General features: G+C 62.4%; 23 protein-coding genes and 3 tRNA genes. 16 read left to right on the top strand and 10 right to left on the bottom strand.

The window, feature by feature from the left end; genetic code table 11:
- The first annotated feature begins 17 nt into the window (after positions 1-17).
- Positions 18-92, top strand: a tRNA-Val gene (locus BLT75_RS07075).
- A gap of 131 nt (positions 93-223) precedes the next feature.
- Here BLT75_RS07075 and BLT75_RS07070 read toward each other — a convergent pair.
- The 4 genes from BLT75_RS07070 to BLT75_RS24040 form a co-directional block, all read right to left on the bottom strand.
- Positions 224-937: a porin gene (locus BLT75_RS07070; RefSeq protein ID WP_093029221.1), complete on the bottom strand. Its 714-nt coding sequence runs from the start codon at positions 935-937 to the stop codon at positions 224-226.
- Between the two features lie 180 nt (positions 938-1,117).
- Positions 1,118-2,263 (bottom strand): iron-containing alcohol dehydrogenase, encoded by a 1,146-nt coding sequence (locus BLT75_RS07065; protein ID WP_093029219.1) that lies wholly within the window; start codon positions 2,261-2,263, stop codon positions 1,118-1,120.
- The gene (locus BLT75_RS25240; RefSeq protein WP_425441124.1) at positions 2,260-2,583 is read right to left on the bottom strand and encodes an aldehyde dehydrogenase family protein; all 324 of its coding nucleotides are present in this window, start codon (positions 2,581-2,583) and stop codon (positions 2,260-2,262) included. The genes BLT75_RS07065 and BLT75_RS25240 overlap by 4 nt, the downstream gene beginning before the upstream one ends.
- A 13-nt stretch (positions 2,584-2,596) precedes the next feature.
- A complete protein-coding gene (locus BLT75_RS24040) occupies positions 2,597-2,842 on the bottom strand; it encodes a hypothetical protein (protein WP_143028525.1) in 246 nt (81 codons plus the stop codon).
- A gap of 186 nt (positions 2,843-3,028) precedes the next feature.
- Between BLT75_RS24040 and BLT75_RS07055 the strand changes: the two genes are divergently transcribed.
- The 5 genes from BLT75_RS07055 (at position 3,029) to BLT75_RS07035 (ending at position 5,773) form a co-directional block, all read left to right on the top strand.
- The gene (locus BLT75_RS07055; protein ID WP_093029215.1) at positions 3,029-3,967 is read left to right on the top strand and encodes a pirin family protein; all 939 of its coding nucleotides are present in this window, start codon (positions 3,029-3,031) and stop codon (positions 3,965-3,967) included.
- A 21-nt stretch (positions 3,968-3,988) separates the two neighbouring features.
- Positions 3,989-4,507 carry a GNAT family N-acetyltransferase gene (locus BLT75_RS07050; RefSeq protein ID WP_093029213.1) on the top strand — a complete coding sequence of 173 codons (519 nt, stop codon included), beginning with the start codon at positions 3,989-3,991 and terminating at the stop codon, positions 4,505-4,507.
- Positions 4,508-4,571: 64 nt separating this feature from the next.
- Positions 4,572-4,648, top strand: a tRNA-Asp gene (locus BLT75_RS07045).
- Positions 4,649-4,700: 52 nt separating this feature from the next.
- Positions 4,701-4,777, top strand: a tRNA-Asp gene (locus BLT75_RS07040).
- Positions 4,778-4,885: 108 nt separating this feature from the next.
- Complete coding sequence (locus BLT75_RS07035; RefSeq protein ID WP_093029211.1) at positions 4,886-5,773, top strand: glycosyltransferase family 2 protein; 888 nt, start codon at positions 4,886-4,888, stop codon at positions 5,771-5,773.
- 18 nt (positions 5,774-5,791) lie between these two features.
- On the opposite strand, the gene BLT75_RS07030 is transcribed toward BLT75_RS07035, so the two are convergent.
- Positions 5,792-7,183: a M20/M25/M40 family metallo-hydrolase gene (locus BLT75_RS07030; RefSeq protein WP_093029209.1), complete on the bottom strand. Its 1,392-nt coding sequence runs from the start codon at positions 7,181-7,183 to the stop codon at positions 5,792-5,794.
- Positions 7,184-7,493: 310 nt separating this feature from the next.
- Here BLT75_RS07030 and hemA point away from each other — a divergent pair, with 310 nt between their 5' ends.
- From hemA to ispG, 3 genes are all read left to right on the top strand, one after another.
- The gene (hemA, locus tag BLT75_RS07025) at positions 7,494-8,717 is read left to right on the top strand and encodes a 5-aminolevulinate synthase (RefSeq protein WP_093029682.1); all 1,224 of its coding nucleotides are present in this window, start codon (positions 7,494-7,496) and stop codon (positions 8,715-8,717) included.
- Positions 8,718-8,846: 129 nt separating this feature from the next.
- Positions 8,847-10,049 (top strand): helix-turn-helix domain-containing protein, encoded by a 1,203-nt coding sequence (locus BLT75_RS07020; protein ID WP_093029680.1) that lies wholly within the window; start codon positions 8,847-8,849, stop codon positions 10,047-10,049.
- 69 nt (positions 10,050-10,118) lie between these two features.
- Positions 10,119-11,246 carry a flavodoxin-dependent (E)-4-hydroxy-3-methylbut-2-enyl-diphosphate synthase gene (ispG, locus tag BLT75_RS07015; RefSeq protein WP_093029207.1) on the top strand — a complete coding sequence of 376 codons (1,128 nt, stop codon included), beginning with the start codon at positions 10,119-10,121 and terminating at the stop codon, positions 11,244-11,246.
- Between the two features lie 393 nt (positions 11,247-11,639).
- Here the strand turns inward: ispG and BLT75_RS07010 are convergent, their stop codons facing one another.
- Positions 11,640-12,398 carry a DsbA family protein gene (locus BLT75_RS07010; RefSeq protein ID WP_093029205.1) on the bottom strand — a complete coding sequence of 253 codons (759 nt, stop codon included), beginning with the start codon at positions 12,396-12,398 and terminating at the stop codon, positions 11,640-11,642.
- Positions 12,395-13,768 carry a M48 family metalloprotease gene (locus BLT75_RS07005; protein WP_093029203.1) on the bottom strand — a complete coding sequence of 458 codons (1,374 nt, stop codon included), beginning with the start codon at positions 13,766-13,768 and terminating at the stop codon, positions 12,395-12,397. The genes BLT75_RS07010 and BLT75_RS07005 overlap by 4 nt, the downstream gene beginning before the upstream one ends.
- On the opposite strand from BLT75_RS07005, the gene BLT75_RS07000 reads away from it, so the two are divergent.
- From BLT75_RS07000 to BLT75_RS06975, 6 genes are all read left to right on the top strand, one after another.
- Positions 13,767-14,924, top strand: a complete 1,158-nt coding sequence (locus BLT75_RS07000; RefSeq protein ID WP_093029201.1) for a pyridoxal phosphate-dependent aminotransferase — start codon at positions 13,767-13,769, stop codon at positions 14,922-14,924. The two genes, BLT75_RS07005 and BLT75_RS07000, sit on opposite strands and share 2 nt — an antisense overlap.
- A gap of 60 nt (positions 14,925-14,984) precedes the next feature.
- The gene (locus BLT75_RS06995) at positions 14,985-16,205 is read left to right on the top strand and encodes an N-acetylmuramoyl-L-alanine amidase (protein ID WP_093029199.1); all 1,221 of its coding nucleotides are present in this window, start codon (positions 14,985-14,987) and stop codon (positions 16,203-16,205) included.
- Between the two features lie 106 nt (positions 16,206-16,311).
- On the top strand, positions 16,312-18,804 hold the full coding sequence (locus tag BLT75_RS06990; protein ID WP_093029197.1) for a penicillin-binding protein 1A: 2,493 nt from the start codon (positions 16,312-16,314) through the stop codon (positions 18,802-18,804).
- Between the two features lie 172 nt (positions 18,805-18,976).
- Positions 18,977-20,104 (top strand): peptide chain release factor 2, encoded by a 1,128-nt coding sequence (gene prfB, locus BLT75_RS06985; protein ID WP_093029195.1) that lies wholly within the window; start codon positions 18,977-18,979, stop codon positions 20,102-20,104.
- 372 nt (positions 20,105-20,476) lie between these two features.
- Positions 20,477-21,877, top strand: coding sequence for an amidase (locus BLT75_RS06980; protein WP_093029678.1), 1,401 nt, complete (start codon positions 20,477-20,479; stop codon positions 21,875-21,877).
- Positions 21,878-21,905: 28 nt separating this feature from the next.
- Positions 21,906-22,676 carry a DUF2189 domain-containing protein gene (locus BLT75_RS06975; protein WP_093029193.1) on the top strand — a complete coding sequence of 257 codons (771 nt, stop codon included), beginning with the start codon at positions 21,906-21,908 and terminating at the stop codon, positions 22,674-22,676.
- An 18-nt stretch (positions 22,677-22,694) separates the two neighbouring features.
- Here BLT75_RS06975 and BLT75_RS06970 read toward each other — a convergent pair whose 3' ends face one another.
- Positions 22,695-23,492 (bottom strand): helix-turn-helix domain-containing protein, encoded by a 798-nt coding sequence (locus BLT75_RS06970; protein ID WP_093029191.1) that lies wholly within the window; start codon positions 23,490-23,492, stop codon positions 22,695-22,697.
- A gap of 173 nt (positions 23,493-23,665) precedes the next feature.
- Here BLT75_RS06970 and BLT75_RS06965 point away from each other — a divergent pair, with 173 nt between their 5' ends.
- Entirely contained in the window at positions 23,666-24,082 is a 417-nt protein-coding gene (locus tag BLT75_RS06965; RefSeq protein WP_143028524.1) for a hypothetical protein, read from the top strand.
- Positions 24,083-24,094: 12 nt separating this feature from the next.
- Here BLT75_RS06965 and ilvN read toward each other — a convergent pair whose 3' ends face one another.
- Together ilvN and BLT75_RS06955 are read right to left on the bottom strand one after the other, a co-directional pair.
- Positions 24,095-24,655 carry an acetolactate synthase small subunit gene (gene ilvN / locus BLT75_RS06960; protein ID WP_093029187.1) on the bottom strand — a complete coding sequence of 187 codons (561 nt, stop codon included), beginning with the start codon at positions 24,653-24,655 and terminating at the stop codon, positions 24,095-24,097.
- Positions 24,656-24,725: 70 nt separating this feature from the next.
- Complete coding sequence (locus BLT75_RS06955; protein ID WP_093029676.1) at positions 24,726-26,477, bottom strand: acetolactate synthase 3 large subunit; 1,752 nt, start codon at positions 26,475-26,477, stop codon at positions 24,726-24,728.
- Positions 26,478-26,654: the final 177 nt, after the last annotated feature.

Raw genomic sequence — 26,654 nt, 5'->3', positions numbered from 1 at the left:
CTACAAGCCAGCCTCACGGGTGATTAGCTCAGTGGTAGAGCGCTTCGTTCACATCGAAGATGTCAGGAGTTCAAATCTCTTATCACCCACCAGATTAGCAAGCCGCCAGGGGAAAACCTGGCGGTTTTTGCATTTTAAACAACGGGATGAAGCCTGTCTTTCAACCAACACCGTGCGATTCCCCGATGTGGTCCGCGAGGGGAGTGCCACGTGATCGGCGTTGTCAGAAACCGGGAAGCCGGTCGAGCAATGCGCGGCGGCCGAAAGTGGTGCCGGGGCGGTCGCCCAGATCGAACCGCAAGCCAACACCGACAAAAGCGTCGTTGCTGCTGAAATTGGCCACGCGGGCGTTGCCGGTACCGAGTTCACCGTAAAGGTTGACACCGCTGCCCAGGCCATAATCCGCGCCAATGGCCATGCGGGTCGTGTCCGAACCGACCTTGTTGTTCATGTAGTCCACGCTGGCATTCAGGCTGAGGGGCCCGCCACCGACGTCGCTGCTGATCTTGCCGCCGAGCAGGGTGGCATTGGCGCCCTGGACCCGACCGCGGGTGAAATAGCCCTCGACCCGAAAGGTGGTGAAGTCATAGGCGCCTTCGAGCCCGTAGAAATTCCGGTCGATGCCGGCCCCATCCTCGGTGCCCCAGAAGCCGCCCACCGCACCGCCATACCCGAATTGGTAGATGCCGTGCAGGGTGGCGCTGCGGCCGCTGCCGCCGATCTGGTCGAACTTGTAATAGCCAAGGTCCAGCTGGGTCGAGACGGAAGTGCCCAGTGCAAGCTCGAACGAGCCTTGCAGCGCCTGGCGCGCGCCCCTTGATTTGCTGGTGAACTGGTAATGGTTGACGTCGACATTCGCGCCGACCAAACCCTGTGCCGAAAGGTCCGTCGGCCCGAGTCCGATGGCCAATGCCGCCGCTGCCGCGCGGAATTTCATGATCCTGCTCCTTTGCCTGATGCGCATGGCTGCGCCGGCGCTTTTCGCGCTCTCTGGCACGGATCATAAATGACAGGCTGAATCAGGTAAAGGCCCTTGATTCAAAGGACGGAATCGTGTGGCCCGGGGAAGGGCAAGGCCCGTACGGATGCGGGGGCATACCGCCTCGGGCCGGCCGGATCAAAGCAGCGCCTCGAACAGCCTGCGGGTGTTTCCGGCAGTCATCTGGACAGGGTTGCCGCTGGTCGAGGGATCGTTGAGCGCGTCGCGCACCAGGATGTCGAGATCCGGATCCTTGACGCCCAATTCGGTCAGGGTTCTTGGGATGCCGAGCGCGGTGTTCAGATCGTCGACATAGGCCGCGAACCCGTCAAAGCCGCCCGCGATGCCCAGATAGGCGGCGGCCTGCGCCAGCACGCCTTCAACTGCGGGGCGGTTGAATTGCAGCACGGCGGGCATGCAGACCGCATTGGTGGTGCCATGATGGGTGTGGTAATGCGCGCCAATCGGGTGCGACAGCGCATGGATGGCGCCCAGCCCCTTCTGGAAGGCGGTGGCGCCCATGGCGGCGGCCGACATCATATGCGCGCGCGCCTCTAGGTCGGTGCCATCGGCATAGGCGCGGGGCAGGTAGTCCTTGACCAGCCGCATGCCTTCAAGCGCGATGCCCTGGCTCATCGGGTGGTAATGCGGCGAGCAATAGGCCTCGACACAATGGGCAAAGGCGTCGAGCCCGGTGCCGGCGGTGATGAATTTCGGCATGCCGACCGTCAGTTCCGGGTCGCAGATCACCACCTTGGGCAGCATCAGCGGGTGGAAGATTATCTTTTTCTCATAGGTTTCCGAATTGGTGATCACGCCCGCGCGGCCGACCTCCGACCCGGTTCCGGCGGTCGTGGGCACAGCCACGATCGGATGGATACCCGCAGGGTCGGCGCGGCTCCACCAGTCGCCGATATCCTCGAAATCCCACAAGGGGCGGGTCTGCCCGGCCATGAAGGCCAGAGTCTTGCCCAGGTCCAGCCCCGAACCGCCGCCAAAGGCCACGACGCCATCGTACCCGCCGTCGCGATAGACCTTGAGCCCGGCCGCGACATTGCGGTCGGTCGGGTTGGGATCGACATCCGAGAACATCGCCCGGCCCAGGCCCGCGGCCTCCATCAGGTCGAGCGTGCGGGTGGTGATCTCCATCGTGGCCAGCCCCTTGTCGGTGACCAGCAGCGGTCTGGTGATCCCGGCGGCCTTGCAGGCCTCGGCGATCTCGGAGATCCGCCCCGCGCCAAAGCGGACCGCAGTGGGATAGGACCAGTTGCCAAAGAGTTTCATGGGCGTATGCCTTTTTCAGTTGGTAGGAGCTGGGACAGGACAAGGCGTGAAAGCCGGGCACTGACAGGCCCGCGCCGCAGCCGGCATCCTTGTAGCCGGTCCAGTACAGGGCAGGGTCGAGGAGATCGCAGCGGTTCATGAACAGGGTGCCCGTTTTCAGCCACCGGGACGATGGCCGTGGCGCGGGCGGTGTCTCGGCTCCCGATCGAGGCGGCCAGCCCGTATTGGCAATAGTTCATCAAGGTGATCACCTCCTGGTCACCGGAGACCGGCATGATCCCCGCCACGGAGCCGAACGTCGCTTCGTGCCTGATTCCCATGGCATGGTTCACACTAGTCCGGATTCGGGGCATCAGACAGGCGTTGCTTGCTGAGGACATGATCCGGCAGCCAAAGCGTAATCTGCGGAAAGATCATGATGCTCGCCAGAGCGAGGGCCATCACCTGCCTTGGCGGCAGGCCGGGCAGCCGCAGCCGGTTAAAGAGCCGCTGTGCGGGCACGGCGTGGGCAACCAGCAGCACAGAAGGCGGTATCGGGACGCCGGATGAGAATGCGGCAAGGGGCGCGCCTGTAGCCATGAGCTTGTCATCCCGTGGTTGATCAGCCTGCGCAGGTCGATGCTGACGCCGATGGCCACGCCCGCCATTCAGCCCGCCCGTCCTTGATTTGTTCACATTTGAACACTGGTTCTGACTTTGTGCGAATTTGAAAATGCGCCAGGCTGAACTAGCTTTTGACAAGGTCAGAGATCTGGAGGACACGTCATGAGCTGGAACCCGCTGCTGGACGCGCATGTGCCGATCGGCGATGCAGTTGACGCGATTGAAACCGTCATCGTGCCCAGGGCGCGCGATCTGGGTGGTTTCGAAGTTCGAAGGGCGCTTCCGGCGCCGCGTCGGCAGATGGTCGGGCCGTTCATTTTCTTCGACCAGATGGGGCCCGCCGAATTCCTGACGGGGCAGGGCATCGACGTGCGTCCGCATCCTCATATCGGTTTGGCGACCGTCACCTATCTCTACAAGGGTCGGCTGCATCATCGCGACAGCCTTGGTACCGACCAATGGATCGAACCGGGGGCGGTGAACTGGATGGTGGCCGGCAATGGTGTTACCCATTCCGAGCGCACCGACGGAGAGGCGCGCCGCGCGCCGCTATCGATGTTCGGTATCCAGACCTGGGTTGCGCTGCCTGAACAGCTGGAGGAGGCGCCGGCCTCCTTCGAGCACACGCCTGCCTCGGCGTTGCCGCTGCTGGAAGCGGAGGGCAAGCAGGTGCGCCTGATTCTGGGCGATGCTTGGGGCACCTCGGCACCGGTCAGCACGACGTCCGAAATGTTTTATGTCGACGCAAAGCTGGAGCCCGGCGCGGCCATTCCGTTGCCGGACAATCACGAGGACAGGGGGGCTTATGTGCTCGACGGATCGGTCGAGGTTGCGGGACAGGTTTTCGAGGCGGGCCGGATGATGGTTTTTCGCCCCGGTGACAGGCTGAGCCTGCGGGCCGGCCCGCAGGGCGCGCGGCTGATGCTGTTGGGGGGCGCCACGATGGCTGGTCCGCGGCATATCTGGTGGAACTTCGTGGCGACCAGCAAGGACCGTATCGAGGCCGCCAAGGAAGCCTGGCGCGCGGGTGACTGGGCGCATGGGCGGTTCCGGTTGCCGCCGGGAGACGACCGGGAATTCACGCCCTTGCCCGCGCGCTGAGAAAGTGGCAGGCGGTGACAAATGACCATCCGACCCGCCAAACCCGCCGATCTGCCTGCTATCCGGGCGCTGCATCTGACCAATTGGCGCGCCTCATACGCGGGCGTGCTTCCGGCCGATTTTCTGGGCGCGCCGGTGGAGCATGAAATGGACATGCGCTGGGCGGCAATGCCGCCGGAGGACGACATCCTGATGGTTGCCGGTGCAGTTGCTGGTTTTGTCCTTGTCCGCCCTGACCACCCCGAAGGACCGCTGGTCGAAAGCCTGCATGTTGACGCCAAGGCGCGCGGAACCGGTCTGGGCGAAGCGCTGATCCGTGCGGTGGCAGAGGAGTTGCGCCGCCGGGCCTTTGGGTGCATGTGGTTGGAGGTATTGGACGAGAACGCATCGGCACGTCGTTTCTACAGGCGCATCAATGGTGTGGAAGGCCCTGTTTTCACGGACGAAATCTGTGGAAACCCAGTTTCTGCACGCAGGGTGTGCTGGGCGTTCCAGGACAATTTTCCGGGCGCAGGCGAAAAAATTGCGAAACCTGCTTGACGATACCGGAGCAGGGCCATAATACACCCAAACGTTCCGCAGGGAACGCCATATCACGCAGCGCGCGGTTGTAGCTCAGTCGGTTAGAGTACCGGCCTGTCACGCCGGGGGTCGCGGGTTCGAGCCCCGTCAACCGCGCCACTGCCTGACCTTTCCAGGGGAACTGGACCGGCTCGGAGGGCGACATAGATGCGCGGTTGTAGCTCAGTCGGTTAGAGTACCGGCCTGTCACGCCGGGGGTCGCGGGTTCGAGCCCCGTCAACCGCGCCATTCATCTCCTGCCAAAAACAAGGAACGACGCCACCACGGCGTTCCCCGCTCTTGCCTGAAGCTTTGCTTTTCCTGTATCGGCAATGAAAACGGGCAGGGGTTTTCAAGGTGAAGGTGGATGCGAATACGGCCGTTCTGACGATCTGTCGGGACGATGCCTATTTCCTGACGCGGTTCGTGCAGTATTACGGCGGGCTGTTCGGGCGAAACAACCTCTACATCATCAGCCACGGCGATGAACCTCTGGTGCGTGAACTGGCGCAGGGGTGCAACATCTTCCCGGTGCCCGCAATCGAGACCAGCCAGTTCACCATGCTGCACTGGCGCACCAAGAATTACCTGAAGAACGCGCTGCGTCAGTGGTACAAGCATGTTCTGGTCTGTGACGTGGACGAGTTCGTGGTGGTGGATCCCGCAACGGGAATGAATCTGCGGACATGGCTGGACAAGGCGCCCGGACGCACGGTCTATACCGCGATGGGGCTCGAGATCGTGCATCTCCGTGATCGCGAGAAGGACGACATCGGGGCCGGAATTCTCGGGCCGCGGATGCATGCCCAGGTGGCGCTGCACTATGCCAAGCCCTGTATCGTGTCGCGTCCGGCCAAGATCGGCCGGGGCGGGCATTATGCCGAGTATGAAAAGCTGAACATGCCCGAATTTCTCTACATGTTCCACATGAAGTATTGCGACTATGGGCTTTATGTCGAAACGCTAAATCGCCGAAACGCATTCATCGAGAAACAGAAGGAAGTGGCCGCCGGCGGCGCCGTTCGCACCAATCCGAAATGGTTCGCCGAGGGCCGCAACGATGACGCGGTGTTCGCCGCATTCGAAGCCCGGCCGGTGGATGAGAGTTTCGATCTGGAGCATGTGCGCCAGGTGATGCACGCGACCTGGGAACAGCGCGGCGACGGGCTGTGGCATTTCCATCGGCCGGAATACGAGGAGCTTTACAAGCTGCCCGACCGGTTTGCCGGGGCCGACCGGGCCTGAGGCCCGGCCGGCGGTCATTTACTTCGCCGTCAGTGCATCCAGGATGCGCGCCCAGGAGCGGATGCCCTTGTGGAAGCTCTGGACGTCGTATTTCTCGTTCGGCGAGTGGATCGCATCGTCTTCGTTGGCATAGCCCACCAGCATCGAATCGAGCCCCAGGATCGACTTGAAGTAGCCGACCACCGGGATCGAACCGCCCATGCCGGTGAACACCGCCTCGCGGCCCCATTCGTCGGAGAGCGCGCCGCGGGCGGCCTCCATCTCGGGGCGGGCGATATTCATCACCGAGGCCTTGGACCCTTCGAGGTCGTTGTCCCAGATCACCTTGGCGTCGGGGCTGAGGCGGTCTTCGACATGTTTGCGGATCGCCACGCGCAGCTTGTCGGGGTCCTGGTCGCCCACCAGGCGGCAGGTGATCTTGCAATGCGCCTTGCTGGGGATCACGGTTTTCGACCCGGCGCCGTTGTAGCCGCCCCACAGCCCGTTGACCTCGAGCGTGGGGCGCGCCCATTGCTGTTCCAGCGTGGAATAGGCTTTTTCGCCATGCGCCTGCGAGTAGCCGACCGAGGAAAGGTAGTCCTGCTCGTCGAAACCGCAGTCCTGCCATTGGCGCAGCTGGTCGGCGGGGACCTCGTGCACACCCTCGTAGAAGCCTTCGACCGCGACGCGGCCGGTGTCCTGGTCGTAGAACGAGGTGACGATGCGCGACAGTTCGCGCAGCGGGTTCAGGCCGGGGCCGCCGTAATGGCCCGAATGCAGGTCGATGCGGGGGCCGACGATGGTGAATTCATCCTTGAGCATGCCGCGCAGCTGCGCCGCGATCGACGGCACGCCACGGGCCACCATCGAGGTGTCGCAGACCAGCGCGATATCGGCCTTGAGCTCGTCAGCATGCGCCTTGAGGAAGGGCACCAGCGAGGGCGAACCCGATTCCTCTTCACCTTCGAAGAAGAATGTGATCCGGCAGGGCAGGGAGCCATGCACCGCCTTCCAGGCGCGGCAGGCCTCGACAAAGGTCATCAGCTGGCCCTTGTCATCCGACGAGCCACGGCCTCGGATCACCTTGCCGTTGGCGGTATCTTCGATCACCGGGTCGAACGGCGGGCTGGTCCACAGGTTCAGCGGGTCGACCGGCTGCACATCGTAATGGCCGTAGAACAGCACATGCGGCGCATCCGGGCGGTCGGCCGCGACATGGCCCACCACCATTGGGCGGCCGGGGGTGACGCGCTTTTCGGCCGCGATGCCGATGCTGGCCAGATCGGCGACCAGCCAGTCGGCGGCGCGGTCGCACTCGGCCGCATAGGCCGGGTCGGTCGAAATCGAGGGGATTCGGATCAGCTCCATCAGCCGGTTGATCGCGGCGGGCAGGTCCGCGTCGATACGGCCCAGAACAGCGTCGAGTGACATGGGGTTTCCTTTGCTTGGCCTTGGCTCGCGCGAGAGCCTAGCAGCGCGCCGGGCGCTGTCCAGAGGAACCCGCGGGCGCCTATGGGAAACTCATGATCGTTATCCGTGCCGCAAACGGTGTGACAAGCGGCGCAGGGCGTCTTGAGACGTCGAACAGGCAGGGGTATTTGACCCAGATCAAGGCCGCGACATCGTTGCAGGATGTAGGCGGTTGAAAAAATCATGTGCCGGAGATATGCATTCAAGTCTGTGAATGCGGCGCATAACCGCGAAACGCCGGCATCGGGCCGGGATATCTATGGAGGACCCGGTGGACCATAACGCGCAACTCGACGCCGCCATCCAAAAACTTCATGACGAAGGCCGCTACCGGACCTTTATCGACATCGAGCGGGAAAAGGGCAATTTCCCGCACGCAGTCTGGACGCGCCCCGACGGCAGCAAGCGGCCGATCACGGTATGGTGCGGCAACGATTACCTGGGCATGGGGCAGCACCCGGTCGTGTTGCAGGCGATGCACGAGGCCATCGACGCCACCGGCGCCGGGTCGGGCGGCACCCGCAACATCTCGGGCACGACGGTCTATCACAAGCGGCTGGAGGCGGAACTTGCCGACCTGCATGGCAAGGAAGCGGCGCTGCTCTTTACCTCGGCCTATATCGCCAATGACGCGACGCTGAGCACCCTGCCCAAGCTGTTTCCGGGCCTGATCATCTATTCGGATGCGCTCAACCATGCCTCGATGATCGAGGGCGTGCGCCGCAATGGCGGGGCCAAGCGCGTGTTCCGCCACAACGACGTGGCGCATCTGCGCGAATTGCTTGCGGCCGACGATCCGGCGGCGCCCAAGCTCATTGCCTTTGAATCGGTTTATTCGATGGATGGCGATTTCGGGCCCATTGAAGAGATCTGCGACCTGGCCGACGAGTTCGGCGCGCTGACCTATATCGACGAGGTGCATGCGGTCGGCATGTACGGGCCGCGCGGCGGCGGCGTGACCGAGCGGGACCGGCTGGCGCATCGCATCGACATCATCAACGGTACGCTCGCCAAGGCCTATGGCGTGATGGGTGGGTACATTGCCGCCAGCGCCAAAATGTGCGACGCGATCAGGTCTTATGCGCCGGGCTTCATCTTTACCACCTCGCTGCCGCCGGCGGTTGCGGCAGGTGCGGCAGCCTCGGTCGCGCATCTGAAGAAGGCGCAGAAATTGCGGGATCAGCACCAGACCCAGGCGAAGATTCTCAAGATGCGCCTCAAGGGGCTGGGCCTGCCGCTGATCGACCACGGCAGCCATATCGTTCCCGTGATCGTCGGCAATCCGGTGCATACCAAGAAGCTGAGCGACATGTTGCTCGAAGATTTCGGCATCTACGTGCAGCCCATCAATTTTCCCACCGTGCCGCGCGGCACGGAACGGCTGCGGTTCACCCCGTCGCCGGTGCATGGGCCGGACGAGATGGATAAGCTGGTGCGGGCGATGGACATTCTTTGGGCCCACTGTGCGCTGAATCGTGCCGAACTGGCGGGTTGACCTCACGCTTTGGTGTCCAATTCCTTTGCCTCGTGTTACGGTTGAGGTAACAAAAGGCGCGGACGAATCGTTATGGGGACGATTCCCGTGCTGTCGATAACACTCGGCAAAAACCATGAGGCGGCAGGCATGATTGGGCGCAGGTTCCAGCGCAAGTCTGATGAAGCAGAGGTTGAAACACCTAAGGGCTTTGACGACTTCGAGTTGCGGCTCGGCGACATCATGCGCGGCGAGCGCGCCACAATGGGCAAGTCTCTTCTCGATGTTCAGCGCGAGTTGCGGATCAAGGCAAATTACATTGCCGCGATCGAGAATTGCGATCCGTCGGCCTTTGATACGCCCGGGTTCATCGCTGGCTATGTGCGGTCCTATGCCCGTTACCTGGGCATGGATGCCGAAGACTGTTTTTCGAAATTTTGCGCCGAGAGCGGTTTTGAAGTCGCGCATGGCATGTCGGCGCAAGCCTCCGGCGTCAAAAAGCAGTCGACAAACGCGACACAGCGTCGGGTTTCGCAGCGCGATCCCTTCATCACTCCGAATACCCCCTTTGCACCTGCCCGCGATCCCGTTCTTTCCCGGATCGAACCGCGTGCCGTTGGGTCCATCATGGTTCTCGTGGCGTTGATCGGCGGCATCGGCTATGGCGGATGGTCTGTGCTCAAGCAGGTTCAGCAGGTCCAGGTCGCGCCGGTCGAGCAGGCCCCGCTGGTGCTTGCCGACCTCGATCCGCTGAACGGGGCTGGCCGCGACACCGAAGCCGCTGATGGCCCGACTGTCGAAGCGCTTGACAGACTCTACCGGCCGCAGGCGCTGGAGGTTCCGGTTCTGGTGTCGCGCGATGCGCCCATCGCCTCGCTCGATCCCAGATCTGTGGGCATGTTCCAGACCCCGCAACTCCCCGAAGTACAGTTGACCGAGACCCAGCGCGCGGTCGACGCGCTCTTGCCGCAAGTGGTTGAGGAACTGGAGCCCACGCTGAAGATCGTGGCCGTCAGCCCGGCCTGGATGCGCGTCACCTCGGCGGACGGCAGCGTGATCTTCGAAGGCACCTTGGGTACTGTGGAACAGGGAAACACCTATGAGGTCCCCCTGACCGAAGAACCACCGACCCTGCGTGTCGGCGAATCCGGCGCAGTCTATTTCACGATGAACGGTGCCCATTACGGTCCGGTGGGCGCGCGCGGAACGGTTACCAAGAACGTCGAGCTGTCGATGGATGCCGTTGGCGAAAGGTTCGCGGTCGCGGATCTGGAGGCCGACCAGAACCAGGCGTTGCGCCAGTTGCTGGTGGCCGAGGCGCAGGACGCCGCAACCCGGGCACCCGCGAACTGATCCCGGTTGCCGTCGGAGGCGCATGGGCCTATCTAGAGGCCAGTCTTCCAAGTATCGGTGGCAGGTTCCATGTCTCACAATCCCGTGCGCCCCTGGCGTAACATTTACCGACGCAAATCGCGCCAGATCATGGTGGGCAACGTGCCTGTGGGCGGCGACGCGCCGATCTCGGTCCAGACCATGACCAACACGCTGACGACCGATGTGGCCGCGACAGTTGCCCAGGTGCAGGCGGCGGCCGAGGCGGGGGCGGATATCGTGCGCGTATCGGTGCCGGACGAGGCCAGCGCCCGCGCCTTGCGCGAGATCGTGCGGGAAAGCCCGGTGCCGATCGTGGCGGATATCCATTTCCACTATCGCCGGGGGATCGAGGCGGCCGAGGCAGGCGCGGCCTGCCTGCGCATCAACCCCGGCAATATCGGCAGCCCGGAGCGTGTCCGCGAGGTGATCAGGGCGGCGCGTGACCATGGCTGCTCGATCCGTATCGGGGTGAATGCCGGCAGCCTGGAAAAGCATCTGCTGGAAAAATATGGCGAGCCTTGCCCCGAGGCGATGGTCGAAAGCGGGCTGGAGCATATCCGCATCCTGCAGGACAACGATTTTCACGAATACAAGATCAGTGTGAAGGCGTCGGACGTGTTCCTTTCCGCGGCCGCTTACCAGGGCATCGCCGAAGCGACGGACGCGCCGATCCATCTGGGCATCACCGAGGCAGGCGGGCTGGTCAGCGGCACCATCAAGTCGGCCATTGGCCTCGGCAACCTGTTGTGGATGGGGATCGGCGACACGATCCGGGTAAGCCTCAGCGCCGACCCGGTCGAAGAGGTCAAGGTCGGCTACGAGATCCTGAAATCGCTGGGCCTTCGGCACAGGGGCGTCAACATCATTTCCTGCCCCAGTTGCGCGCGGCAGGGTTTTGACGTGATCAAGACGGTCGAAATCCTGGAAAAGCGGCTGGAGCACATCAAGACACCAATGAGCCTGTCCATCATCGGCTGCGTGGTCAACGGGCCGGGCGAGGCGTTGATGACCGATGTCGGCTTCACCGGCGGCGGGGCGGGGTCGGGCATGGTCTATCTGGCAGGCAAGGCCAGCCACAAGATGTCGAACGAGCGGATGATCGACCATATCGTCGAAGAGGTGGAGAAAAAGGCCGCCCAACTGGAGCAGACCGAAACCGGCCAGGCTGCGGAATAACGCCGGGGACAGGCCCGCGCCGTCGTTATCCGGTACGGGACAATGGCGGGCGAAATCCGCCACGTGCCTGCGTCAGATCCCGAACCAGCCTGGCGATTCTGGCATCCCTCATGGCGAGGTCGATGTCCGACTTCTCCAGAGACCGGCGCAGTTCCTGGATGCGGACGGTCTGCTGATCGACGTCATGCAATGCCTGGCGCAACCTGCGCGCGGCCAGGTACCAGAGCAGAAAGAAACCTGCGGCGGGAACCAGTCCCGCAAGGGGGCGAGAGAAATCGTATCCATGCCCCGAGTCATAAAGGACAATTGGTTAACAACTCGGTCATGCCGATCACCTGAAACATGGTGATCTGGCGGCGGAAACAGGACGCGCTTGCGCGCGCCCTGCCTGGTTCAGCTGCGTTCGTCACGCAGCGCGTCGACGATCTGTTGCATCTGTTCGGCGGGCAGAAACCCGCGCAACATCTCGGTTTCAAGAACGAAAGATGGCGTACCGGAAATATTGAGCCGTTGAGCCAGGGCACGGGTCTCGGCAATCCGGCGGGTCACTTCGTCACTGTTCATTTCCGCCTTGATCGCCTCGACATCGAGCGCCAGTCCCTCGCCGATCCGGGCGAGCGTGACATCGGTTACGTCGCCTGTGAACTCCATCAACGCGTCATGGACCTGGCCATAGGCCTCGTCCCCGGCGACGATCTTGGTCGCGATGGCAAAACGGGACGCCTGTAGCGATGCGTCACCCAGAATCGGGAATTCCTTGACGATGAAGCGGATGTTGCCGTCCTCCTGAAGCAGCTTCGCCACCTCGGGCGCGGCGCGGCGGCAATATCCGCAGCGGTAATCCATGAATTCGACCAGGGTAATGTCGCCGTCGGGATTGCCCCCGACCCAGGAATAGCCATCCTCGAAGATTTCGGCCGAGTTGACCTGGATCATCTTCACGTCCTGCTGGGATTCGGCCTCGGCCTGGCGCTGTTCGAGTATGTTGATGGCCTCGATGATCACTTGCGGGTTTTCCAGAAGGTAGGCGCGGACCTGCGCGCCAAAGGCCGCCCGCTCTTCAGCAGACATCGTGTCAAGATCCAGCGCCTGTGACGGGCCGGTCAGAAGCATGGCGGCAAGCGCCGAGGTTGCTAGGGTGCGAAACATCATCTCTTCCTTTTTACAGATCGTTCCGAAGCCAGGAGGACATCCTGTGCCCTCTGCCAGCCGGGCGAACCGGTGGGCAGGGCGCCGACGGCCCGCCTGGCGTGAATCAGTGCGTCTTCAGGGCGGCCCTGAAGCGCGTAGCGTTCGGCGGTCACGACGGACGCCATGCCGTCGTTACCGGTTTTCGAGTAGGCGACCGCCAGGTCCCGCAACATGCGGATATCGCGATAGTCGCGGGCGCGGGCGCGCTCCAGCACCTCGAGCGCGGCCTTGTCCTGCCCGGCGCCAAGCAACGCGCGGCCATAACCGGCAAGGATAAGCGCGTTGTTGGGGGCAAGATCGACCGCCTGCTTGTAGGTTGCGACTGCCGCCTGGGTCTGGCGGTGCTCGATCAGGATCTGGCCCTTGAGTTCCACGTAATAGGCATCGTCCGGACGTTCCGCGATGGCGGCGTCGATGGCGGCACGGGCCTGGGCCAGATTGCGGTCGCGATGCCAGGCAATCGCCTCGCGCATCATGCGTATGTCGCGGTGATGTTCTTCGGCGGCACGCCCCAAAGTCCATTTCGAGCTGCGCGAAAAAGCCGAAACCTTGCCACGCACCCGTGCAAACCAGTAATCGGCATCCGGATTGGCGGGGGCCTGGTCGCCATAGCTTTCGAGATAGGTCTCGGCACTGCGGATCCGGTCACGGGTCAAGGGGTGGGATTGCATGTAGGGATCCTGGCGTTCAACCGACAGCAACTCTTGCCCGGCGAAGGTGCGGTGCAGGTCGATCAGACCCTTTATCGAGATGTCGGACCAGCGCAGATAGCTTACCGCCGAATTGTCGGCCGCCGTTTCCTCGGCGCGGGTGTGTTTCAGGAAACCGCGCAGGGCCGAGCTTTGTGTGCCTGCCGCTATGCCCATCGCCGCTTCGCCGCCGCCGGCCGCAGCGGCCAGCAGAGACAGGCCAAGCCCCAGCCTGGACAGGGTTCGCGCGTTTTCCAGGTTCCCAATGCGTCTGGCTATGTGGCCGTTCGCGATGTGTGCGGCCTCGTGGGCGATGACCGCCTGCAGCACATCGGCGCGCTGCACCTTTTCGATCAGGCCGCTGTGGATGAAGATCGCATTGTGATCGAGAACGAAAGCGTTCAACGAACTGTCGTCCACGACCAGCAGCTTTATCCGCCGCGGGTTCAACCCGGCAGCGCGCAGGATCGGAAAGGCAAGTTCCTCCAGCCCGTTTTCGATATCCGGGTCGCGCAGCAAGGTGATGGCCGAAGCGGAGCCCGCCGTGACCAGCCACAGGATGGTCAGCAGAAAAAGGGCCGGGATTGACGCCAGCCGGGATACGCGTTCAAAAGCCATGGCCGCACCATGGGAGAACGTCATGAGAAACTCAAGTCGATCCAATGTCGATCCCTTCATCGTGATGGATGTCATGGAGGCCGCCCGCAAGGCCGAGGAGGCCGGCCGCAGGATCATCCACATGGAGGTCGGCCAACCCGGCACCGGGGCACCGAAAGGAGCCTTGGAGGCGTTGGAAAAACGCCTGAGATCAGACGCATTGGGCTATACCGTTGCCCTGGGCCTGCCAGCGCTCCGGAGCCGCATCGCCCGGCTTTACGGCGACTGGTACGGGGTAGATCTGAACCCCGAGCGGGTCATCATCACCCCTGGATCCTCCGGCGGATTCCTGCTTGCCTTTACGGCGCTCTTCGACAGCGGCGACCGGGTTGGTATCGGAGCGCCTGGGTATCCCTCGTATCGCCAGATCCTGCGGGCCCTGGGTCTGGTACCGGTCGATCTGCCGACGGCGCCGGAGAACCGGTTGCAACCGGTGCCGGCGGATTTCGCGGGCATGGATCTTGCGGGGCTGATGGTGGCTTCTCCGGCAAACCCGACCGGTACCATGCTCGACCGTTCGGCCATGGGGGCGCTGATCGAGGCGACACAGGCGCAAGGCGCAAGTTTCATCAGCGACGAGATCTACCACGGCCTGGAATACGAGGCCAAGGCCGTGACCGCTCTGAAACTAACCGACGACTGCTATGTCATCAACTCGTTTTCGAAATATTTCTCCATGACGGGCTGGCGCATCGGCTGGATGGTGGTGCCGGAGGATCAGGTCCGGGTGGTCGAGCGCATTGCCCAGAACATGTTCATCTGCGCCCCGCACGCCAGCCAGATCGCGGCCCTGGCCGCGATGGATTGTGACGCGGAACTGCAAGCGAACCTCGCTGTCTACAAGGCAAACCGCAAGCTGATGCTGGAGGGGTTGCCAAAGGCCGGGTTCACGCGGATCGCACCGCCTGACGGGGCATTCTACATTTATGCGGACGTCTCTGATCTGACCGATGACAGCCGTGCCTTTGCCGCCGAGATCCTGGACAAGGCCGGTGTTGCGGTGACGCCGGGTCTCGACTTCGATCCGGTGCGCGGCGCGCGGACCTTGCGGTTTTCCTATGCGCGCGCCACTGAGGATATCGAGGAGGGGATGGCGCGCTTGGCGAAGTTCATGGCCGGGCGCGCGCAATTCACGGATTAGAAGTTTCCAGCGCGGCAGCAGGCGGCTATTCTCTGCAACAAATCCGCAAAGACCGGGATCATGAGCAGGATCATCAGCTTCATAGTTGCGCTCTGGGCGCTGGCCGCTCCATCACTGGCGCAGGATTTCAGCGGTCTGGCGCGACTGCGGGCAGAGGAGACGCTTGCCGTCCAGGCGCAGCGCGGGGCTGTGCGCATCGCGATGACGCTCAGCCAGGGCGTACCGTTCCGGCTGTTCACGCTGGATGCGCCGCGTCGTCTTGTACTGGATTTCCAGGAGGTCGACTGGACCGGCCTTCGTGCGGATATGCTGCTTGTGGATGAGGCGATTTCCGGTGTGCATTACGGCAGCTATGTCCCCGGCTGGTCCCGGATGGTGCTTGAATTGGCAAGGCCGCTTGTCGTGTCCGAAGCCGCGATGAACGTCGACAACGTCACTGGTGAGGCAAGGTTGACAGTGATGTTGCAGCCTGCCGGAGAGCAAGAATTTGCAGCCGGAACCGGTGCGCCAAGCGATCCGCGCTGGGATCTGCCTGCGCCGCAAGACCTGCCAGCCTTGCCCGAAAGAGCACCAGACGCGCCGTTGCGGGTGGTGCTCGATCCGGGGCATGGCGGGATCGACCCCGGCGCCGAGGTTGAAGGCGTCGTCGAAAAGGAGCTGATGCTGCGTTTCGCGCGCGAATTGCAGGATCTTTTGCTGCGCTCGGGCGGGTTCGAAGTGATCCTGACCCGGGACACAGATGTTTTCGTCTCGCTCGAACGGCGGGTGGCGCTGGCGCACGAGGCCGGGGCGGATGTGTTCCTCTCGCTTCACGCCGATTCGCTGAGCGAGGGCATGGCACATGGCGCGACGGTTCACGTGCTTGCGGAAGAAGCCTCGGACGTAGCCTCGGCCAAGCTGGCCGAAAGGCATGACCGCGACGATCTGCTGGCAGGCGTCGATCTGAGCGAGACCGACGACAAGGTGACCGACGTGCTGCTCGATCTGGCACGACAGGAGACCCGGCCGCGAACCGAAGCACTGGCGCGGGCCCTGGTTGATGGCATGGCTCAGCAAGGGGGGCCGATGAACCGCCGCCCGCTGCGGGCTGCATCGTTTTCGGTGCTCAAGGCCGCGGATATCCCTTCCGTTCTTGTCGAAGTCGGCTTTCTGTCGAGCCCGAGGGATCTGAAGAACCTGCAGGACGACAACTGGCGGGCGGCCATGGCGGCAGGTATCCGCAACGGGCTGATGAACTGGCGCAAGGCCGATCTGGAAAATCGCTCGCTGGTGCGCCAATAGGGCCGCAAGTATTCAGGCGCAGCCGACAGGCCGAATCCCGCTTCGTGTTTTGACGCTAACCGTTCGCGCCCTTATATAGGCGTCATCGCACTACAAAGGCAGCTACGTGATCCGTTTCATCCTCTCTTTCTTCGGGGCCATATTCAGCCTCGTTACGCTGGGCATCTTCATGGTGGCCCTGACCATCGGAGGTATCTTCTGGATGTATGGCCGGGATCTGCCCAGCCATGAGTCGCTGGCCGAGTACAAACCGCCGACGATCAGCCGTATCTATTCGAGCGAAGGGCATCTGATCGACGAGTTCGCGAAAGAACGGCGCCTGTTCACTCCGTCCGACGAGATACCAGACCTGGTGAAGCAAGCGTTCATCTCGGCCGAAGACAAGAACTTCTACAGCCACCAGGGATATGACATCCGGGGTATCGCGGCTGCCGGGATCGAGGCCGTCCGCTCGCGCGGGAGCAATGTTCGTGGGGCTTCGACCATCACCCAGCAGGTGATGAAGAACTTCCTGTTGTCCGGCGACCGCAAGGCGGAACGCAAGATCAAGGAAATCATCCTGGCCGCGCGGCTGGAACAGACCTTGAACAAGGAACAGATTCTCGAACTCTACATGAACGAGATCTTTCTGGGGCAGAACTCCTATGGTGTGACCGCCGCTGCGCAGACCTATTTCAACAAGACGCTCAGCGAACTGGCCCCGCATGAGGCGGCAACCCTTGCGGCCATGCCAAAGGCGCCATCGGATTATCATCCGGTGCGCGAAAAACAGCGCCTGCTGGACCGGCGCAACTATGTTTTGCGCGAAATGCGCGAGAACGGCTATATCGACCAGGCGACCTATGAACGCGAGCGGGACATGCCGCTCCGCTCTGTCCAGAACGGCGATTTCGACAGTTTCCGCACTGCGCTGCCGCCGCGGGATTACTTTACTGACGAGATTCGTCGTCAGTTGAGCGAGGATTTCGGCGAGGGCGAATTCTTTACCGGCGGGTTCACCGTGCGGGCCTCGATCGACGAGGAAATGCAGGTCGAAGCCGCCAAGGCCCTGCGCAGGGCGTTGGAAAGCTATGATCGCGACCGCGGACAATGGCGGGGCACAGGCAAGAAGGTCGATGTTGCCCTGCTGGCCGACGAAGACGCCTGGCGCGCTGCGCTGGCGGCAACAGAGGTGCCGCGCGATGTCGATCTGGGTGGGCGCTGGCATCCGGCGGTTGTGCGCGACATCGGCGATCAGTCGCTGGTCGTCGGCATCGAGGACGGCCCGGCCGGCGGCAGGGTCCCGCGTTCCGACATCAAGTGGATGAAGGGCAGCTTTGCGGACAATTTCAAGCTGGGCGACGTGGTTCTGGTGCGCGCGGGCACGGAGGAGGGCGAGTGGTCGCTGCGCCAGGTGCCCGAGGTGCAGGGCGGGTTCATGGCGATGGACGTGAACTCGGGCCGGGTCCTGGCCATGCAGGGTGGGTTCAGCTACCAGGATTCGGTGTTCAACCGGGCCACCCAGGCGCTGCGCCAGCCGGGGTCGAGCTTCAAACCCTTCGTCTATGCCGCCGCTCTCGACAGCGGCTACAGCCCCGCGACCATCGTGGTGGACGCACCTATCGAGGTGAACACGCCGCAGGGCCTGTGGCGCCCCAAGAACTCGTCCAACAAGTTCTATGGCCCGACGCCGCTCAGAACGGGGATCGAACAGTCGCGCAACCTGATGACCATTCGCCTGGCGCAGGAAGTTTCGATGCCGGTGGTGGCGGGCTATGCCGAACGGTTCGGCGTTTATGACAACATGGGGCCGTTCCTTGCCAACTCGCTGGGGTCCGAGGAAACGACGCTTTACAAGATGGTGGCGGCCTATGCGATGTTCGCCAATGGCGGCGAGCGGGTAAAACCGACGCTGGTCGACCGTATCCAGGACAGGTTCGGCAAGACCATCTATCGCCATGATCAGCGCGAATGCGTCGACTGTCTGTCGGACCGGCTGGCACCGGGGCAGGCGCCGCGGATCGTCTCAAACCGCGAACGGGTGATGGATGCGATCACCGCCTATCAGCTGACCTCGATGATGAAAGGCGTGGTCGAGCGCGGTACCGCAAGCGGTACCGTGAACCTGCCGGTACCGACGGCGGGCAAGACCGGCACCACCAACGATGCCAAGGATGTCTGGTTCATCGGCTTCACCTCGAACATCGTGGCGGGCTGCTACATCGGCTATGACAACCCGGCGCCGATGGGGCGCGGCGCCTATGGATCGTCTCTGTGCGGGCCTGTGTTCCAGGAATTCATGGAAAAGGCGGTTGCCAAGTATGGCGGCGGCCCGTTCGAAGTTCCTCCCGGAGGGCACTTCATCAAGATCGACCGATTTACCGGCGCGCGGCTGCCGGATGATGCCAGCGGCAACTACGTCGTGGCGGAATATTTCCGCGATGGCGCCGAGCCGATCTTTGGCCTGACCTATGACGGCGGTTTCGCAATGGGGTCCAACCTGCCGCTGTTCGAAGAGGTGCAGCAGTCAGGCCAGCAGGTCCGCACGTCCACGGGTGAGGTCACGACCGTGGGACCGAAGGCGAATTTCGGCACTGTCAGTTCGGGCGGATTGTACTGAGTTGCAGGAGGCACGCCACGCCGGGATGCGGGGAGGAAACATCCGTCCCTTCGCGTTTCCAACCTGAGCGACCGATCCTGAAGTTCGGCGCAATTCCCCTCGCCCTCGCTTGCCCGCGCCCCGGCAGTGGTTTATCAGGCGGTTTCACGAGAGAAAGAGAGCAGGACAGCCCATGCGCGCCGAAACCCAGAACATCGTGTCCGAGATCGAGAAGTCGCTTGGCCTCCTGGCCAAGCGGATGGATTACGACACCGCGCAGCACCGGCTGGAAGAGTTCAACGCGCGGGTCGAGGATCCGAACCTGTGGGATGATCCGGAGAAAGCGCAGAAGCTGATGCGCGAGCGGCAGACGCTGGTCGATGCGATGGAGACCTACAACGGTATCAAGACCGACCTGTCCGACAATATCGAGCTGATCGAACTGGGCGAGATGGAAGGTGATGCCGACGTCGTCAAGGACGCAGAGGCCGCGCTGAAGGCGCTGCGCGATACCGCAGCCGAGAAGGAACTCGAGGCGCTGCTGGATGGCGAGGCCGACGGCAACGACACGTTCCTGGAGATCAACGCGGGCGCGGGTGGTACCGAAAGCTGCGACTGGGCCTCGATGCTGGCGCGGATGTATGTCCGCTGGGCCGAAAAGAAGGGCTACAAGGTCGAGCTGCAATCGGAAAGCGCGGGTGAAGAGGCGGGAATCAAGTCTGCCGCCTACAAGATTTCCGGCCACAACGCCTATGGCTGGCTGAAATCGGAGTCGGGTGTGCATAGGCTGGTGCGCATCTCGCCCTATGACGCGGCAGCGAAACGGCACACCTCGTTCAGCTCGGTCTGGGTCTATCCGGTGGTGGACGACAATATCGAGATCGAGGTGAACCCCAGCGATATCCGGATCGACACCTACCGGTCCTCGGGCGCGGGCGGGCAGCACGTGAACACGACCGACTCGGCGGTGCGGATCACCCATATTCCAACCGGCATCGTGGTGACGAGTTCCGAGAAATCGCAGCACCAGAACCGCGACATCGCCATGAAGGCGCTGAAATCGCGGCTCTACCAGCTGGAGCTGGACCGGCGCAACGCCGAGATCAACGCCGCGCACGAGGCCAAGGGAGACGCGGGCTGGGGCAACCAGATCCGGTCCTACGTGTTGCAGCCCTACCAGATGGTCAAGGATCTGCGCACCGGGCACGAAACCAGTGACACCAGGGGCGTGCTGGACGGTGATCTGGACGGGTTCATGGCGGCGACGCTGGCGATGAAAGTGTCGGGCAAGAGTCGCGCCGACGCCCAGGCCGAGGACTGATGCAGGCCGGGGCGGGGGTGTTGCTCCCGCCTCGCGTGCCGCGCGCCTCCCCGGAGTATTATCGAAAAAGATGAAGGGGCAGGGCGTTCGAGGCGCCCCGATGTCCGTCACACTGCCTTGCGGTCTGCTGCGGCACCGCTGCGCCCTGCCTGTCCGCTGCTCTGGCGGCGATGTCGGCATGAGCGCGTTTCATGTGACCGCGGGAGCGGGCGTTCTTTGACGTAAAGGGTCGCCGGTTGCCGAAACCCGATGCTTGGACAATGCACCCTCAGCGCCGCGTGCCGATGCGCAAAAGATATATGCAAACAGTGGGTTTAAATGCTTGAAACCCGCCGCTAGGCTGCATCAAACACCATTATGGAGCACCTTTACATGGACCTGATCCGATCCTCTGCCACTGATTTGCTGTCTGCATTGTCGACCGGCCGCTTGACGTCGGAAGCGTTGATGGAAGCGACACTTGACCGCGTCGCGTCGGTCAATCCTAGCGTGAACGCAATCGTGGCGCTCAGGGACAGGGAGACGTTGTTGCGTGAGGCGCGCGCGGCGGACGCCGCTTCGGATCGCGGGCCGTTGCACGGTCTGCCGATCGCGGTCAAGGACCTCGAGAATGTCGCCGGGGTGCCAACCACGATGGGCTCGCCCTTTTTCGCGAATTTCGTTCCCGAGAAAGACGGTTTGCTGCCGTCGCGGCTGCGCGCTGCGGGAGCGATTCCGATCGGCAAGACAAACGTGCCCGAGTTCGGAATTGGATCTCATACCTTCAATCCGGTTTATGGCGCGACCAGCAACCCCTACCATCCCGAATTGACCTGTGGCGGTTCGTCCGGCGGAGCGGCTGTCGCGCTGGCGACGGGAATGATCGCGCTCGCCGACGGCTCCGACGAGATGGGGTCGCTGCGTAACCCGGCCGCGTGGAACAATGTCTACGGGTTTCGGCCGGGGTGGGGGACCGTACCGCTGAATCCGGAAGGTGATCTGTTTTTGCATCAACTGGCGACGCTGGGTCCGATGGCGCGCAGCCCGTCCGACATCGGCATCCTGCTGGACGTGATCGCCGGTGCGGACCGGCGCGTTCCCCTGTCGGTGGACAGCCCGCCATGCTCGCCGGTTCGTCCGGCAGATCTGGCGGGTCTCCGGATCGGGTGGCTCGGAGATTGGGGCGGCGCCTATCCCATTGAAGCAGGGATACTCGACATCTGCGAGTCGGGTCTGCGTGTCATGGAAGCGCTCGGTGCGATCGTCGAACCGGTCGCTGCGCCGATGGATTCCGACAAAATCTGGCAAGCCTGGATCGATCTGCGGTCCTGGGGAAAGGCCGCTACGCTGGAGCCGCTTCTGCGTCAGGACCCCTCCATGCTGAAGGATACGGCGGTCTGGGAGATCGAGCGGGGGCTGAAGCTGTCGGCAATGGATGTGCATCGGGCCAGCGTTTCGCGTTCCGCGTGGTTCCGGCGGTCGCTGGAACTTTTCGAAACCTATGATGCACTTGTCCTTCCGACAGTGCAGGTCTGGCCGTTCGACATGAATGTGCCGTACCCGTTGGAGATCGCGGGGCGGACCATGGACACCTATCACCGGTGGATGGAGGTGACGATTCCCATCGGGCTCATCGGGTTGCCGGCTCTGGCCGTTCCGGCCGGCTTTGGTGCGGCGGGGGTGCCCATGGGCTTCCAGATCTTCGGTCCGCGTGGAAGCGACGCCAGGTTGCTGGCGATCGGCGAGGCCTACCATCTGGCGACAGAATGGCCGCAAAAACGTCCGGCGATGTAGGCATTTGCGTTAGGCTGAGGAAAAAGAGATGGAAAAACCCTTTGGCGTGCCGCCCATGCATCCGGCCACATTTGCGATGCTGGGAGCCGCACTCGGACAGGGATTGCGGGACTACCGCCGCGCTCCGGTTTTCGGCCTTCTGTTTTCCGGCTTCTACGTCATGTCGGGGCTGCTGATCGCCTGGATCACGGTCTGGACTGGAACGACCTTTTGGCTGGTGCTGGCGGCGATAGGGTTCCCGCTTCTGGGGCCTTTTGCTGCGGTCGGGCTTTACGAGGTGTCTCACCGGCTGGAGCAGCGAGAGCCTTTGGACTTCGCCGAGATCTTTGGCGTGGTAATCCTGCAAAGCCGTCGCCAGCTTCCATCCATCTGCGCCATCATGGTGCTGGTTTTCCTGTTCTGGTTCTTTTTGGGGCACATGATCTTTGCCCTGTTTCTGGGCTTGTCGACGATGACGAACGTGTCCTCGTCCCTGGATGTGTTCCTGACCCTGAACGGGTTGACCATGCTGGCAGTCGGCTCGATCGTCGGGGCCGGTTTTGCGGCGTTGCTCTACATGATCACGGTCCTGTCGATCCCGATGCTGCTGGATCGGGAGCTGGATTTCGTGACAGCCATGATCTCGAGTTTCGGCTTTGTGACGTCAAACGCCGTTGTCATGTTTACCTGGGCGGCCATCGTGGCAGGGATGACCTTTGTTGCCATGATCCCGGGATTCCTGGGGCTTTTCATCGTTTTGCCATGGCTTGGACATGCATCCTGGCACCTCTACCGACAGATCACACGCGGCGAGGATTGAAGCTGCGGTCGCCCGGGATCAGCGAAAAGGGTCGTCCGGACGCAGCAAACGGCGGTGAAACGGCGGCAGGTCTTCCTTGTTCAGGAAACCCGCCTGCCGGGCGGTCCGGTAAACCGCCGACTTGTCGCGCCCCAGGTGCTCATATGCCATTCGGGTAATCCGGATGCCTGTATCGGGTTCGCGAATTGACCGCGAGACGTATCCAACCCAGAAGTTGTTTTCGAACGAGGCGACCCGGGCAAGGTAATTGAATGAGAAAGTCATTGCATTCCTGCGCGAGATCAGGAGTGCAACGCCATCGTCCTCGCGCGTTACGTAGCCACGAAATTCGCGGGTCGAAGGATCCGTGGGAAGGTCCTGTTGACGCATTGCCTCTCGGGCTTCATAGCCGCGGATATAGGTTGCGCCATCCCTGCGAAATACAAACACAAGGCCCAGCACGAACTTGGTGTCATTGATAAAACTGCGCCGGGTAAACCTGTAGAAGCCGCTTGGAAAATCGTCTTCCTCGAGTTTCGTGACCGTAGGGCCAAAAAAATCGGCCAGCACAGTGCCGGACAATATCTGGTCAGAAGCGGGAATGCTGTCGACAGGGTCGAGCAGAATACGTGCGTCGACAGCAAAGAACTTGCAGATTCTGTCCAGAACATCGGGACGGGGGAAGCTTTCGCCGGAAAGATATCTGTTGAACTGGGTCCGATTGATTCCCAACTGCCGGGAAAGTTCGGAAATTGAAGGATAACGACGGCATAACCGGCGCAGGTTCTCACCGAACATGTTTCGAAGTTCTGCGGGTGTCCTGCTGGCTTTGTTCATGTCCAATCCGGGGAAAAGTCTAGTCGGGGTTGGCCGTAACGTAAAGGGAAAGTGGCAGTTCCTTCAGGCCGCAAACACGCACTGGCACTAAATAGCGTCATGGTTGACGCTATTTAGTGCCGGGAGGCTAGTTGAGCAGACACAAAATGCAATAGCCAGACACGCAATTTGCCATGTTTGAGATGGTTTATTTCGCTCAATCTAATCAAAACACTACAATGGGACGGAATATGTTTGGCGTAGTTCTGTGGAGCGACACAACTGACCGCAAGGCGGTCATCTGGTGCGAGGATCACGGGGACCTGGCCTTTTACAGGCAAACAGACAAGGCACAGGGCGTGCGACTGGATGTGGGGGACTGGGTCCAGTTTGATCTGGTGACCGAGCGCAACCAGCGCATGGCCTTCAATCCGCGCCTGGTAGACCAAGGCTACAGCCCTGGTCTACCGGACTTGTTGCGCCAGGCCGACACCTCGGAGTCGATGCAGGCGGCCAGTCATGGCGAGGCGACCGGCGCGAAGGTGGTTCCGTTTGCTCCACGCGATGAGAAGTCTCGGAGCAAGTCCCCGCCCCTCGCCTGTCGCGCCTGAGAGCAGGAGGGATCAGTCTCCGCGCAACAGCGCGGCCACGCCGGTGCGTGCGATCTCGGCCAGACCCAACGGGCGCATCAGGTCTGCAAATGCATCGATCTTTTCGGGGGCGCCGGTGATCTCGAAAACAAAGCTGTTGAGCGTGCTGTCGACCACGTTGGCCCGGAAGATATCCGCCAGTCGCAGCGCCTCGACCCGTTTGTCGCCGGCTCCCACCACCTTGAGCATCGCGAGTTCGCGTTCGACCGCTCGACCCTCGACCGTCAGGTCGTGCACGTCGCGGACTGAGACGATGCGGCCCAGCTGCGCCTTGATCTGTTCGATCACCTGCGGCGTGCCGGTGGTGACGATGGTGATGCGGCTCAGGTGACCGGTGTGGTCCACCTCGGCCACGGTCAGGCTTTCGATGTTGTAGCCACGGCCCGAGAACAGACCGATGACCCGCGCCAGAACGCCGGGTTCGTTCTCGACCAGAACGGCGATGGTATGCCGTTCGGCCACATCGGAAAAAGTCGGGCGCAGGTTGTATGCGGAGTGGCTCGTCGAGCCTTTCTTCAGGTGCAGGGCAGACATGGGGGCCTCTTTCTGAATGTTGCATGTGTCGGCTGGAACGGGCGCAGCCGACAAAATTCGCCGAATTTTGTCAGACGAGAACCGCGCCGCCGGCCTGGATGACGCCCTGTGTTTCCGCGTCGCCCAGCAGCATCTCGTTATGCGCCTTGCCTGACGGGATCATCGGGAAGCAGTTCTCGTGCTTTTCCACCAGGCAGTCGAAGATCACCGGCCCGTCATATTCGAGCATCTCCATGATCGCGTCGTCCAGATCCGCCGGGTCCTTGCACAGTATGCCTTTGGCGCCGAACGCCTCGGCCAGTTTCACGAAATCGGGCAGCGCCTCGGACCATGACTGGGAATAGCGCTCGCCATGCAAAAGCTCCTGCCACTGGCGCACCATGCCAAGGCGTTCGTTGTTGAGGATGAACTGTTTCACCGGCAGGCGGTACTGTATCGCGGTGCCCATCTCCTGCATGTTCATCAACCAGGATGCCTCGCCGGCGACGTTGATCACCAATGCTTCGGGATGCGCCATCTGGACGCCGATCGAGGCGGGAAAGCCGTAACCCATGGTGCCCAGACCGCCAGAGGTCATCCAGCGGTTGGGGTCCTCGAAGCCCAGGAACTGTGCCGCCCACATCTGGTGTTGGCCGACCTCGGTGCAGATGTAACGGTCACGCCCCTTGGTCAGCGCTTCGAGCCGTTCCAGCGCGTATTGCGGCTTGATGGTCTTTTCCGAAGGTTTGTAGGTCAGGCATTTCACCTTGCGCCATTCGTCGATCTGGGCGTTCCACTTGGCGACCGCCTCGGCATTGGTCTTGCGGCCGCGCGATTTCCAGATCTTGAGGATATCTTCGAGCACATGGCCGACATCGCCGACGATGGGAATGTCGACCCGGATCACCTTGTTGATCGAGCTGGGGTCGATGTCGATATGGGCCTTCTTCGACTTGGGGCTGAAGGCGTCGATCCGGCCGGTGATGCGGTCGTCGAAGCGGGCGCCGATATTGATCATCAGGTCGCAATCGTGCATCGCCATGTTGGCTTCGTAGAGGCCGTGCATGCCAAGCATCCCCAGCCAGTGCTTGCCCGAGGCAGGATAGGCGCCAAGACCCATCAGCGTCGACGTGATCGGAAAGCCGGTCGCGTCCACCAGCTCGCGCAAAAGCTGGCTGGCGCCGGGGCCCGAGTTGATCACGCCGCCGCCGGTGTAGAACACCGGGCGCTTGGCCTTTTCGATTGCGGCGACAAGTTCGGTGATCTCTTCCATGTCACCCTTGAGCCGCGGCTGGTAGTGCGAGGTGATCGCCTTTGGCCCGGTATAGGTGCCGGTGGCGAACTGCACGTCCTTGGGGATGTCGATCAGCACCGGGCCGGGCCGGCCCGAAGTGGCGACGTGGAACCCTTCGTGGATGGTGGCAGCCAGACGGTCGGTATCCTTGACCAGCCAGTTGTGTTTCGTGCAGGGGCGGGTGATGCCGACGGTGTCGGCCTCCTGGAACGCGTCCGAGCCGATCATGAAGGTCGGAACCTGGCCGGTGAGAACGACGATCGGGATCGAGTCGAGCAGGGCATCGGTCAGGCCGGTAACGGCATTGGTGGCGCCCGGACCCGAAGTCACCAGGACCACGCCGGGCTTGCCCGTGGAGCGGGCATAGCCCTCGGCCGCGTGCACCGCGCCCTGTTCATGGCGCACGAGAATGTGGCGAATGTCGTTCTGCAGGAAGATCTCGTCATAGATCGGCAGTACCGCGCCGCCCGGATAGCCGAATACCGTGTCCACGCCCTGATCCTTGAGGGCCTGTACCACCATCTTTGCGCCGGTCATCTCACGTGTCATCTGCTTTGCTCCATTGGCGACATGCGTCTTCTCGTTCAGCATAAAAAAAGCCCCCGAACTTTCGGAGGCGCATGGGGACGATTATGGTCTACCGTTACCGGCCCATGCGCTTGGTTCCTACGATTACGACTAGCGAAGTCATGGCCTTCGGCTCCTTTCAGCTTGGCGGGGACATTA

Origin of the sequence: Ruegeria marina, from assembly GCF_900101475.1 — a bacterium.
In the GTDB taxonomy this organism is placed as follows: Bacteria; Pseudomonadota; Alphaproteobacteria; order Rhodobacterales; family Rhodobacteraceae; genus Ruegeria_B; species Ruegeria_B marina.
This window is presented reverse-complemented; position numbering and strand designations above follow the sequence as displayed.